This window comes from Vibrio sp. 1CM24A (assembly GCF_023161725.1).
Classification (GTDB): Bacteria; Pseudomonadota; Gammaproteobacteria; order Enterobacterales; family Vibrionaceae; genus Vibrio; species Vibrio coralliirubri.
Genome location: NZ_JALNTS010000007.1, coordinates 277,426 through 289,964 on the forward strand (window position 1 = coordinate 277,426; position 12,539 = coordinate 289,964).

11 protein-coding genes are annotated in these 12,539 nt (G+C 44.9%); 6 read left to right on the forward strand and 5 right to left on the reverse strand.

The genetic code is table 11. From position 1 onward, the window contains the following. The first annotated feature begins 168 nt into the window (after positions 1-168). Complete coding sequence (gene galK / locus MSG38_RS17055) at positions 169-1,329, forward strand: galactokinase (RefSeq protein WP_048612261.1); 1,161 nt, start codon at positions 169-171, stop codon at positions 1,327-1,329. Between the two features lie 111 nt (positions 1,330-1,440). Beyond that, a complete protein-coding gene (gene galM, locus MSG38_RS17060; protein ID WP_248402272.1) occupies positions 1,441-2,520 on the forward strand; it encodes a galactose-1-epimerase in 1,080 nt (359 codons plus the stop codon). 219 nt (positions 2,521-2,739) lie between these two features. Here galM and MSG38_RS17065 read toward each other — a convergent pair whose 3' ends face one another. Then, positions 2,740-3,738: a substrate-binding domain-containing protein gene (locus MSG38_RS17065; protein ID WP_048605550.1), complete on the reverse strand. Its 999-nt coding sequence runs from the start codon at positions 3,736-3,738 to the stop codon at positions 2,740-2,742. A 197-nt stretch (positions 3,739-3,935) separates the two neighbouring features. On the opposite strand from MSG38_RS17065, the gene MSG38_RS17070 reads away from it, so the two are divergent. Beyond that, entirely contained in the window at positions 3,936-4,268 is a 333-nt protein-coding gene (locus MSG38_RS17070; protein WP_017060796.1) for a tRNA-binding protein, read from the forward strand. Positions 4,269-4,314: 46 nt separating this feature from the next. Here MSG38_RS17070 and MSG38_RS17075 read toward each other — a convergent pair whose 3' ends face one another. Further along, positions 4,315-4,869 carry a gamma-glutamylcyclotransferase family protein gene (locus MSG38_RS17075; protein WP_059020042.1) on the reverse strand — a complete coding sequence of 185 codons (555 nt, stop codon included), beginning with the start codon at positions 4,867-4,869 and terminating at the stop codon, positions 4,315-4,317. A gap of 288 nt (positions 4,870-5,157) precedes the next feature. Between MSG38_RS17075 and MSG38_RS17080 the strand changes: the two genes are divergently transcribed. After that, entirely contained in the window at positions 5,158-6,342 is a 1,185-nt protein-coding gene (locus tag MSG38_RS17080) for an NnrS family protein (protein WP_248402273.1), read from the forward strand. Positions 6,343-6,410: 68 nt separating this feature from the next. Here the strand turns inward: MSG38_RS17080 and MSG38_RS17085 are convergent, their stop codons facing one another. Beyond that, positions 6,411-7,418 (reverse strand): adenosine deaminase, encoded by a 1,008-nt coding sequence (locus MSG38_RS17085; protein ID WP_248402274.1) that lies wholly within the window; start codon positions 7,416-7,418, stop codon positions 6,411-6,413. Positions 7,419-7,772: 354 nt separating this feature from the next. Between MSG38_RS17085 and MSG38_RS17090 the strand changes: the two genes are divergently transcribed. Then, positions 7,773-8,090 carry a DUF3622 domain-containing protein gene (locus tag MSG38_RS17090; protein ID WP_017056240.1) on the forward strand — a complete coding sequence of 106 codons (318 nt, stop codon included), beginning with the start codon at positions 7,773-7,775 and terminating at the stop codon, positions 8,088-8,090. Between the two features lie 201 nt (positions 8,091-8,291). Here the strand turns inward: MSG38_RS17090 and MSG38_RS17095 are convergent, their stop codons facing one another. After that, complete coding sequence (locus MSG38_RS17095) at positions 8,292-9,338, reverse strand: succinylglutamate desuccinylase/aspartoacylase family protein (RefSeq protein ID WP_017060792.1); 1,047 nt, start codon at positions 9,336-9,338, stop codon at positions 8,292-8,294. A 271-nt stretch (positions 9,339-9,609) separates the two neighbouring features. On the opposite strand from MSG38_RS17095, the gene MSG38_RS17100 reads away from it, so the two are divergent. Further along, entirely contained in the window at positions 9,610-10,149 is a 540-nt protein-coding gene (locus MSG38_RS17100) for a DUF3332 family protein (protein WP_248402275.1), read from the forward strand. A 139-nt stretch (positions 10,150-10,288) separates the two neighbouring features. Here MSG38_RS17100 and MSG38_RS17105 read toward each other — a convergent pair whose 3' ends face one another. Next, on the reverse strand, positions 10,289-11,761 hold the full coding sequence (locus MSG38_RS17105; protein ID WP_248402277.1) for an aminoacyl-histidine dipeptidase: 1,473 nt from the start codon (positions 11,759-11,761) through the stop codon (positions 10,289-10,291). Positions 11,762-12,539 lie beyond the last annotated feature (778 nt).

Consider the following 12,539-nt stretch of genomic DNA (forward strand, 5'->3'; position numbering starts at 1 on the left):
GGTGAGAAGCCCACAAGTGTAAGAGCTTAGAAGCTTAAAAGTTCAGTCGCTGATGTTGTCATTCCCTACCGTGAGAGACGAACGAGATAGGGAATCTAAAAGAATTAAAGTGGTGCCGTGAAGGGGCCATAACCAATTGAACAAAGAGTTTAACCAGAGAGTTTACTTATGTCTGACCTAATCCAAAACGTGAAAGCATCTTTTGAGCAAGTCCTTGGTTACCAAGCGACTCATATTATCCAAGCACCAGGTCGTGTGAACCTGATCGGCGAGCATACCGACTACAACGATGGTTTTGTTCTACCGTGTGCCATTAACTACCAAACGGTAGTCGCCGCGGCTAAACGTGACGACAACATTGTTCGCGTAGTATCAGTGGACTACGGTAATGCAGTCGATGAGTTCGATTTAACTCAAGAGATCACCTTCCAACAAGACAAGATGTGGGCTAACTACATTCGTGGTGTGGTGAAGTGCTTAAAAGGTCGCGGCTTTGAATTTACAGGTGCAGACATCTCTGTAACGGGTAACGTGCCTCAAGGTGCAGGTTTAAGTTCTTCTGCGGCACTGGAAGTGGTGATTGGTCAAACATTCAAGGTGCTTTACAACCTAGAGATCAGCCAAGCCGAAGTAGCGCTTAATGGTCAGCAAGCCGAAAACGAATTTGTGGGCTGTAACTGCGGCATCATGGACCAAATGATCTCTGCAGAAGGTCGCGCAAATCATGCGATGCTTTTGGATTGTCGCAGCCTAGAAACTCAAGCGGTTTCAATGCCAGAAGATATGGCTGTGGTTATCATCAACTCAAACAAGAAACGTGGCTTGGTCGACAGCGAATACAACACGCGTCGTGAGCAGTGTGAAGAAGCGGCGCGCATCTTTGGTGTTCCGGCACTTCGTGATGTGACCATTGAGCAGTTCAAAGCGAAAGAGTCTGAATTGGATGAAATGGTCGCGAAACGTGCTCGCCACGTGATTACTGAAAATGATCGTACCGTTGAAGCGGCTCAAGCTCTGCGCACTCATGATATGAAACGCATGGGTGAGCTAATGGCTGAATCGCATGCATCAATGCGTGATGATTTTGAAATCACGGTTAAAGAGATTGATACGCTGGTTGATATGGTCAAAGAAGTGATCGGTGAACAAGGTGGCGTGCGTATGACTGGCGGTGGTTTCGGTGGTTGTATTGTGGCATTGGTTCCACCTGCATTGGTTGATGAAATCAAAACAACCGTTGAACAGAAATATCAAGCGGCGACGGGTCTAAAAGAATCTATTTATGTGTGCCAAGCGAAAGACGGAGCAGGCTTAGTTGAAGTAATCTAACGGCTTCGAGACTTAATATAGCGCTTACCAAGTAAAAAGATCATGGTAGGCCAAATGCTAAAGCCTTTACTTCAGGTAGAGGCTTTTTACTGGCACTAGAAGGAATTTAGAATGACACAAGAGCAAAACCTGCATCAATCCATGACGCAGACTCCAGCCTATGATGGCCAACCCGCTCAGTTAGTGACGCTATCAAATACGCATGGCATGCAAGTGACATTCATGGATATTGGTGCAACATGGTTGAGCTGTATCCTGCCAGTAAAGGGAAACAAAAGAGAAGTTTTGTTGGGTGTTAACTCAATGGAGAACTTCGATAAACAAGCCAGTTATATGGGCACAACCGTCGGCCGTTATGCTAACCGCATTGCTAATGGTCGTTTCAAAATTGATGGTCAGAATTACAAGCTGGAAACCAACCAAGCGGGCAATACCTTACATGGTGGCCCGAACGGATTTGATAAACGCCGTTGGAATATTGCCGAGCAAACCGAAACGTCAGTGGTGTTCACTCTAGAGTCTGCTGATGGCGACCAAGGATTCCCGGGGAATTTGAATGTGTCGGTGCGTTATGACATCACCGAAGACAATCGAGTTTCCATTCATTACTCTGCAACCACAGACAAGCCGACTGTAGTCAACCTAACGAATCATGCGTACTTCAATCTACTTGGCGCTGAAGCTGGACACGACTGTTTGTCACACATTGTCAGTATCAATGCTAATCAGTTCTTACCGACCAATTCGGTGGGTATTCCGTTAGGTAACCTTAAATCGGTGAAATCGACCAGCTTTGACTTCAATCAGCCTATGATGATCTCAGAGCGTTTGTTGGGCGATGAACAGCAGAAAGCAGCAAAGGGTTACGACCACTCTTTCTTATTGGCTGATGGCTGTAAACGCACTCAATGTGCCGCGACCGTAACCTCACCAGATGCGCTCGTCACACTAAAAGTATTTTCAACCAAACCTGCAATGCAGCTATACACCGGAAACTGGCTTGGTGGCACACCAAACCGAAGTGGTGGCAGCTATGAAGACTACGCTGGTTTGGCGCTAGAAACCCAGTTCTTACCTGACTCTCCTAACCACCCAGAGTGGAAGCAGGACAGTTGTATTCTCAAGCCTGAACAAGAATATAACTACAGTACCTGTTACCAGTTTGAATTTTCGGGGGATTCTTCAAACTAGTACGCTCTAGCTCAAAGCGGTTACGCCAATGTCTTTTGCTTGTGAATAGGACGACGTGAATTATCGCGTTGTTCTTGGGGGATGAGCAAAAGTGGCGCTCAACAAGAGTGCGGTTTATTAAGTGCGATTGTTGAGTATCTGAGTAAGGTAGGAAAGCCCTAACAGAAGCGATTCTGTTAGGGCTTTTTTTTGTTTATTGTTTGATGATTAGACTAGAGCTTAGACTTTCTCTACCGAATTGCGGCGTACCAGAGTTGGAGAGAACATCATTGGTTCAGTGGAGGTGTTTTCACCTTTGGCTAAGTGCAGCGCGAGTCGTGTCGCTTTCTCTGCCATCATCTGAATCGGGTAGCGAATAGTGGTGAGCTTTGGATGAACATAGCGGGCAATCAAGCCATCATCGAAGCCGATGATCGACATTTTGTCTGGCGCTTGAATACCGTTTTCATCAAGGACAGACAAAGCACCAGCTGCCATGTAATCGTTGTACGCCACAATGCCAGTGATTGGCAGTGATTTAGTCAGAAGGTTAGTCATGGCGTATTCGCCACCGTCACTGGTGGGCGCTGAGTATTCAATATAGCTGTCAGAGAGAGCTATTTTGTAATCTGAGAGTGCCGCTAAGTAACCTTGGATACGCTCATCGGCATCTTCAATGCTATGAGATGAGGCGATACAGGCAATGTTCTTATGGCCATGGCGGATCAGATATTCCGTCGCAAGATACGCGCCTTTCTTGTTGTCCAAGAAAATACAACGGTTGGCAATCTCAGCAATATAACGGTTGATCAGCACTAAGCCTTTGACCTCTTTTGCATAGGCGATAAGTTCTTCGTCGGTGAGGCCTTTTGAGTGGATCACCAAGGCGTCACAACGGCTATTAATCAGCAACTCAATCGCTTGTCTCTCTTCTTCACGATCGTGCGAGCCATTACCGACAAGGATATGTTTTCCGTTCTCACGAGCGACATTATCGACAGCCTTAACCAATGTGCCAAAAAAGGGATCGGAGATGTCACCGACCAATACACCAACAGTGTTTGTGCTTTGGCTTACCAGCGCACGAGCATTGGCATTCGGGCGATAGCCGAGTTTAGACATCGCTTTAGTTACAGACTCTACCGAGCTTGCACTCGCCTTGGGAGACTTGTTGATCACTCGAGATACGGTTGCAACAGAAACACCAGCTTCCTTTGCTACATCTTTAATTGTTGCCATTTTTAACCTCTATACATTGCTGCATCTATTTAACACCGACAATGATAGTAAGGCAACGAAACTCTCATTTTACTTCCAGTAATGAGATCTTTACCGCTTGTAATTATTAGGCTTAATGCTAGTGTAAACATTTACATTTTACTTAATTTTAGTAAATGATTTAATGCGTGAAAACAAATCAATATAGGAAGTGAGAAATGGATACTGTCTCTTATGGTGACTTTGCTAAGTTAGAAATGCGTGTGGGTAAGATCATTGAGGTTGTGCGTCATGAAAACGCCGACAAGCTGTACATCGTGCAAGTGGATGTTGGTGACAAGACGCTGCAAACGGTGACCAGCCTAGTTCCTTACTACACAGAAGAAGAGTTGATGGGTAAGCAGGTTGTTGTTTTGTGCAATCTAGCGAAGGCGAAGATGAGAGGCCACACTTCTGAGTGCATGTTGCTATGTGCAGAAACGGAAGATGAATCTGAAAGTGTATTGCTAACACCTGAACGTGCGATGCCTGCAGGTATTCGTGTCGTTTAAGCTCACTTTAGGTTGGTGAGTCAATGTGTTCACCAACCTAAATCAACTAGCTGCGTACAGTCAGTATCAAGCCATCAATCACACTGTGGTGGTGATCGGAAACCCCAGCAAGGTTGCCGTATTTAGGCTGGTGGCGATCATTTTCTAATGGGTGGTGCCAACCTTGTGTGTGTTTAACAAAATGCGCCGCAAAGCTTTCAGACACCTCTAAACATCCTGCCAATACCGTATCGACGTAGGTTTGAACGATAGGGCTGTTTTCGCAAGGTGCTTCAATCTCGTCTTTGATGTAAACCCAGATCGATTGATCCTGTTTGAACTCATCTTGGCTTTCTATCTGAGAGGCCTTTAATTCGATTCGGTGATAACCACGCTCACGGCGATCAAACTCAGCCAGTGCAATATCATTCACCTCAAGCAACACACCATTCACTTGTCCTTCGCCAAGATTGACGATCAAAGGTGATAACACATAGCTGTCATCGATCTTGCTCCAATGGCGAATTAAGCCATGAACAATCGCAGGGATCGCTTGCCCTGTCTGACCGGTAAGCTGGCGTGAAGATGAGTTGATTAAGCTGCCATAACCAAAAATATACATCGCATTCCTTGTCTGAGTTGTTCCATTTAAGTCTAGTCTTACTATATGTGGCGAGATACTAAAAGTCAGTAAGTTTCTATTTATACACCTATAGGTCTTTATGACTCTTTCGGTTGTGTTTTTTTGACTTGTTTATTGGCTAGTGAATCTCATGAGTCGCTGTTTTTACTGGTTTTATCTAATTGGCGCGTTTCATGCAATGTGATCTGCATATTGCATCGGGTTTGATGCACACCAAATTTGGTTTAGGTAATACCTTGGCCGCTTATCTGAGAATTAGGAGCGAGTTTGTTAAATATCACAGATAAAAGTGTAGAAGACGCGATTCCAGCCTACCTGCGTTTAGGCTTTCGACCTTTCTTCTTTTTAGGCAGTCTCTATGCCGTGATCGCGATTGTCGCTTGGGTCATCATGTTCCAAAACGGTCAGCCTGAAATGCTAAAAGTACCGGCGCTTTGGTGGCACGTACATGAAATGCTGTTTGGTTTCTCAATGGCGATAGTGGTTGGTTTTGTGTTAACGGCGGTACAAACGTGGACCGGTGTCAACGGCACCAAGCACTATCGATTAGCTGCGCTAGTCGGTTTGTGGCTCGCACCTCGTATTCTATTTTGGACACCCGCACCGTTATGGCTGATCTCGTCGGTTGAGGCGCTGTTCTTAATCTTCGCCGCTTACGAAATTGGTTTCCGAGTCGTGAAGTCGAAAGGCTGGAAGAACCTGTTCTTTGTGCCGCTGTTTATATTGGCTATCGTGGCGAACTTTGCTAGTTACGCGACCATTAAGGGCATGCCTCCATTCCCATCGTCTGCAGTATGGCAGGCTATGTTGTGGTGGTTTACCTTGCTGTTATCAGTGATGGGTGGGCGAGTGATCCCATTCTTCACAGCGCGTCGTTTTGATTTTGAAAAAGCACAGCCCTTGGTTTGGTTGGAATGGTTAGCCAATCTACCTTTGGTTGGTTTATTTGTGTTGAGCTTCTTCCCATTGACCTTTGCTCAAGTCGGCAATGAGTTGATGGTATTTGCAGGTGTGACACAGTTGGTGCGCTTTATCCGTTGGAAACCTTGGACAACGCTATCAGAACCTTTGGTGTGGTCGCTGCATGCGGCTTACCTATGTATCCCTTTAAGCTTGCTGTTACGTGGTCTGTTAGACAACCCGTTCGCGAGCCACAACATGCTGCACTTGTTTGCGATTGGTGGCTTGAGTGGGTTAATTCTGGCGATGATTACGCGCGTGACAATGGGACACACGGGTCGTGCTATCTATAAAGGGCCAAGTATGGCTTTGGCGTTCTCGGCTATTTTTATCGCGGCACTCGTTCGTAGTTTAGGTGTGACATTCTTCCCAGCGTATTTATTTGAGATGGTCAATATCAGCGCTGGTTTATGGACGTTAGCGTTCGGGCTGTTTATCTGGAAGTTCGGCATGATGCTGTTAACGCCAAGAGTGGATGGTCACCCGGGTTAAGCCAATTAATTATCGATTGATACAGAAAGGGAAGCTCAGAGCTTCCCTTTTTTAATCTTGATAACTCATTAAGTATTCGCAGCAAGATATTGACGTACCTGTGTGATGAGATCTTCTTTGGCATGAGGTGAGATAAAACTGGCTTCGATGGCATTAATACTGAACTGCGCTAATTCGTTTTTGGTTACTGGGTGAGCATTGGCGACCGCGAGGAAGTTATCATTCATATAGCCGCCGAAGTAAGCCGGATCATCGGAATTGATGGTGACGCACAGCCCTTTTCTCAGCAACTCGACGATGTTGTGCTCTTGCATGGTCTCAAACACCTTGAGCTTGGTATTCGACAGCGGGCAGACGGTCAGTGGTGTACGTTTTGCTATTAGCTGTTCCATCAACTCTTCATCTTCTACACAGCGAACGCCATGATCAATTCGGGTAATGCCTAACAAGCTCAGTGCGTCGCTGATATTTTGTGCTGGGCCTTCTTCTCCGGCGTGCGCGACAGTCAGAAAGCCTTGGTTGATCGCTTCTTGGAATACATGTTTAAACTTCTCTGGCGGATTGCCCTGTTCTGATGAATCTAACCCAACGGCAATGATCTTATCTTTATAGGGAAGGGCTTGTTTGAGCGTTTCAAAAGCGCTGTCTTCATCAAGGTGACGCAGAAAGCACATGATCAGTTGGCTGCTGATGCCAAGCTCTTGCTCCGCCTGATTCAAAGCTCGAGTGATTCCGCTTATGATGACTTCAAAGACAATGCCGCGTTCAGTGTGAGTTTGAGGGTCGAAGAAGATCTCAGTATGAACCACATTATCTTGCTGGCACTGGAGTAGATAAGCCCACGTAAGGTCGTAGAAATCTTGTTCATGAATCAGTACGTTTGCACCTTGGTAATAGATGTCGAGAAAGGATTGAAGATTGTGGAACTGGTACGCGTCTCGGACTTGGTCAGGGGTCTCAAAAGGAATCGACACGGCATTACGCTTGGCGAGTTGGAACATCAGCTCTGGCTCTAGTGTGCCTTCTATATGTAAGTGCAGCTCAACTTTGGGTAAATTTTTGATGAAGCTATCCATAGCAACTCCTTAGCTATTTTAATTATGGGCGGAGTAGGTGAGACAGTAGAGTCTATAAACCTGAGCAAGCAGGTACCTCTTTCATTTATCTCTGTTTGAGCATAGTCCATTTCATTGTTGTCGATAAAACAGGACAGAAGTTGATGGTGAACCGAGAGTTATGAACCGATTGAAATCAGGCGCAAACGATTTGCAGCATTGGAGTGTGATCCGCTGCAAATATTTGCAGCAATATTCATTGATTTGTGCTCTAATACCGCGCTTACCAAGGGATGGTGTTAAAAGATGCTCACTTAGATGGAGTTATCAAAGTTGACCGATCCCTTAATGATCTCCCTTAGGAAAAAATAGAACATGTCTAAGAACAAAAAATTTGATATCCGCCTTACAGAAAAACGCAACGGTTGGTGTGCAGAGATTACTCGTCAAGTAACGTCTCGCAGCACTACAGTATCTAAGCGTGAGTCTGGTTTCGAAACTGAAGCTCTAGCACAAGAGTGGGCAGAGAAAGAGCTAGCATCTTTCATCGCTAACCAAGCTGAACGTAACGAGCGTAAATCAGAGCAGCGTAAAGAGCGTGACGAACTACGTCACACTAAAGAGCTTAAAGCTGAGCAAGCACGTGAAGCGCGCGCTAAAGCTCGTGCAGAAGAGCAAGAAGACGCTGAATAATTCAGTGCATGACTAATTTATAGATCCCTTAATTTTAAGATAAGGGATTTGTGAAAAAAAGCCCCGATACAACTTTTTTCTTTATAGTTAAAAGTGTATTGGGGCTTTTTAGTTTGTGGAGTTCTGTTTTATTGTGTTTAAGAGCTCGGTTTGGCTTCTCGCTTTTAACGTCGAGTTCTTAAACTGTTAAGCATTGTCTGATCAGTTATTCAGTGCAGTTAGCCAGTCATCTTCTGCCACTTCTTCAATGTAGCTTTCTACTGATTGTCCTACTTCTTCGTCGTCTTGCTTGAAGTAAGCGATGTGGAACACAGCATCACCTTCGTTGACCAAAGGTAGAGTTTGCTGACCAATCACAATACCGCCTTTGGTTGTGATCACTTGGCCTTCTTGGTGACCCAATGGAGAGCTGATGTAAGCAAGGGTTTGTCCTGCTTCAACCTGTTCGCCAAGTCTTACCATGTTACGCAAAATACCGTCTGATTCAGCGCGGATCCAGCTGGTGGATTTACTCAATACTGGCTCTGGTAACTTCTTACGGTTAGGGCGCAGCATGCCGATTTCTTTCATCACTTGGTGCACGCCAAGGTAACCCGCTCGAATTGCTAGGTGATCAAAACGCAGTGCTTCACCACCTTCGTAAGTTAATACAGGAATACCCAGTTTTTCCGCTTCGCTACGCAGTGAACCGTCACGCAGTGGAGAATCAATAATCACGGGTGTTGCGAATGCTTTTGCGATGCGCAGTGTTTCAGGGTTCGATAGGTTTGCACGAATCTGTGGCAGATTGGTACGGTGAATCGCGCCCGTGTGTAGATCCAGAATATAATCACAGTGCTTTGCCACGTTCTCGAAGAAGGTGTAAGCGATGCGTGATGTTAACGATCCTTTCTCACTGCCAGGGAAGCAACGGTTTAGGTCACGACGGTCTGGTAGGTAACGAGATTTATGGATAAAGCCAAACACGTTAACGATAGGCACAACAATTAATGTCCCTTTCAGTTTCTTTGGATCAATCGCATTGGTCAGTTGTCGTGCAATTTCAACACCGTTTAGCTCATCGCCGTGGATAGCCGCATTTACCATCAGTGTTGGGCCTGCTTGGCGACCGTGAATAATTTCAATCGGGATCGAAAGTGGAGAATGCGTGTAAAGCTGAGCCGCTTGCAGTTCAATCTCCATTCGCTGTCCTGGCTGAACAGTATAACCAAGTAATTCGAATGGTTGATTAGGTTTTAGTCTTGCCATTTAGGTTGTTCTCAACATGGTGATAATTCGTTAACACGGAATGTAGCAATCGTTGATTTTTAGTACGAATCAATCGCTTTACGGTGACGACAAAAGTTTTTTATGAAGGGGCTTCTGAATTGGTTTCAGTTTTTTATTTGGCTAATTGAAGGGTGTTTCAAATTGTGAATTTTCTGACAATACATTGATTTAGCGCTGATATTTGTCATTCAGTTCGTTGGTATTATCCACCGCCATTTTTTGGCGGCCAAATTTAAATATTGAGATAAAAATGAAAAAAACAATTTCAAAAGTTGTAGCACTAGCGGTGGTATCTGTTGCTTTATCTGGCTGTGTTGGTAGCAACGCAGTAACGGGTTACCTAATGAAGTTCAACATCAAGGCTGTTGATAACCGTTACGCTCGTGGTGGTTTGAACATGCTACTTGCACCTGCATACGGTCTAACAGTTGCTGCCGACTACCTCGTATTCAACTCACTAGAGTTCTGGACAGGTAGCAACCCACTAACAGGTGCTCCGCACATCTTTGATACTAAGACTGATACTTACCTAGACATCAACCACCAACTTGATCCGTCTCTAACGGAAGCGCCAGTGGGTCCTATCACGAGTGCAGATGTGATCGAAAAAGGTCAAATGCAGCAGATTGATGAAAACACGATCCAAATGGACATTACTTACCAGTCTGGTGAGCGTGCGACGTTAATCGGTGTTCGTGATGGCGAGATGGTGACGTACTTCATCGATGGTGAAATTGTGGCACAAACTTCAATTGATGAGCTAGAAAGCTACGCGGCTTCACGCGCTTAATTGCTTCTTTAGTCACAAATAGTCGATTACAAAGATTAGAAACAAAAACAGGTACTCATTGAGTACCTGTTTTATTTTGTCTCAGAAAAACGGTGTTTGCTGTAAAACACCATTTACTGAACAAACATAGCTTATCGAATTAAGCTTTTTCTGGGATCGCTTCAAGCAATGCAACCATTTGGTTCCAGAATAGCTCAACGGTGTCGATCTTCACTTTCTCATCAGGAGAGTGCGGGAACTTGATGGTTGGGCCGAAAGAAACCATATCCATGTTCGGGTAAGGTTCTTTGAATAGACCACACTCAAGACCAGCATGGATAACCATGATGTTTGGCTTGTGACCGTAGATACCTTCGTACATGTCGCGGAAGATATGCATGATTTCTGAATCTGCGTCTGGTTTCCAACCTGGGTAAGCACCAGAGAACGTGATGTTAGCGCCTGCTAGTTCAGCAACAGAGTGAAGCATGCTTTCTACTTGGCTACGACCTGAATCGATAAGAGAGCGGATCAGGCAAAGCACTGTGATTGAGTTCTCTTCTGTTGTGATAACACCTACGTTTAGAGACGTTTCCACAACACCTTCAATCTCGTCACTCATACGAATCACGCCGTTTGGACATGCGTTAAGTGCCGCGATAAAGCGAGCTTGGTCTGCAGCCGCTAGAGCGCCCATTTCAACAGAAGCTTCTTCATTGAAAGTCACGATGCTGTCTTCTACTTTACCGAGCTCTGTTGAAAGCAGCTCAGTGTAGTAGTTGTATAGTGAAGCCAGTTTTTCTTGGTTTGCCTCAGGAACAGCAACCGTTACGAAACCCTCACGAGGGATCGCGTTACGAAGGCTACCACCTTTGAATTCGACGATGCGAAGGTCTAGCTCTTTTGCGTGACCCGCTAGGAAGCGAGCAAGCAGTTTGTTTGCGTTTGCACGACCTGTGTGGATGTCACAACCAGAGTGACCGCCTTTTAGGCCTTTTAGCGTTAGCTTACGTGTTACGAAGTCAGCTGGAATCGCGTTACGAGCAATTTCAAATGTCATTGCGCCGTCGATACCGCCAGCACAACCCATGTACACTTCGCCTTCTTGCTCTGAATCGGTGTTAAGAAGGATATCGCCTTCTAACCAACCCGCTTCAAGACCGAAAGCACCTGTCATGCCTGCTTCTTCATCTACTGTTAGTAGAACTTCGATAGGGCCGTGTTGGATTTCGTTTGAAGCAAGAACCGCTAGGCACGAAGCCATGCCCATGCCGTTATCAGCGCCAAGCGTTGTGCCTTTAGCTGTAACCCACTCACCATCAATGTATGGTTGGATTGGATCTTTAGCGAAGTCATGAACTGTGTCTTCGTTCTTTTGTGGAACCATATCGATGTGAGCTTGTAGCACCACACCTTTTTTGTTTTCCATACCCGCCGTTGCAGGCTTTTTGATGAATACGTTGCCCGTTGGGTCACGACGTACATCTAGGCCTTGCTCTGTTGCCCAAGCAATAATGTATTGAGCAAGCTCTTCTTCATGCTTAGAAGGGTGTGGGATTGAGCAAATCTTATCGAAGAACTGCCAGATAGGGGCAGGGGATAATTTACTGATCTCAGAATGGAATTCAGACACGGATGACTCCTTTTTTATTTGATAACCATATATTTAGGTTTTGTATGGGTAAAAACCTAGAACAAAAATCTAAAATATGGGTCTGTTTTGATGGCAACAGCATACCACTTGAGCGTTTTGACGAGTAGCGGTTCTAAACCTCAAATAGCTCAAATTTTGAAAGCGATCTTGTCCACCTGATCACAATTAAGCGCCTTGATGCTTATAAATGGCGCAAGCAAACGTTTGTTTAATTCTATTCTGTAATTTAATTACGAAAATAAGTTTGCAAAATAACCGCAAATGGCAAAAAGTGTGACGTATAGCAAAAAATACTTGTAATCTTTTTTCTTTAGGGTATATTAATAACCAACTTCTGAGATGAAGAGTAAATGCTCAAAGGATGAGTCCGTTTTATCGCCTCCAAGGAACCGAGAAATCAAATTCGTTTTTTATTGATTTATTAAGGTGATAGTTATGAAAGGTTTACCATCTGCAATGTTCTGGATTAACAGCTCTGTTTACACTAGCAACTTTGCATACCCTACAAGCTTTGGTTACTAATACCGTAAGCATGTAACTCGAACAGTTTTGTTCACCCCTATATATTGGAATTCTTTTACAGCCCTTTTGGTTGACAGATTCTACCGCCACTCAGTTTTGAGTGGCGTTTTTTTTGCCTGCTACTTTTCCAAACCGCTTTCGTTTGTCACTTTCCCTGCAGTTCTGCGCGGTTGTTTTTTAAACGCCGAAATATCAATTTGCGCCTTATTACTGATCCTGTTGAAAAATACATAAC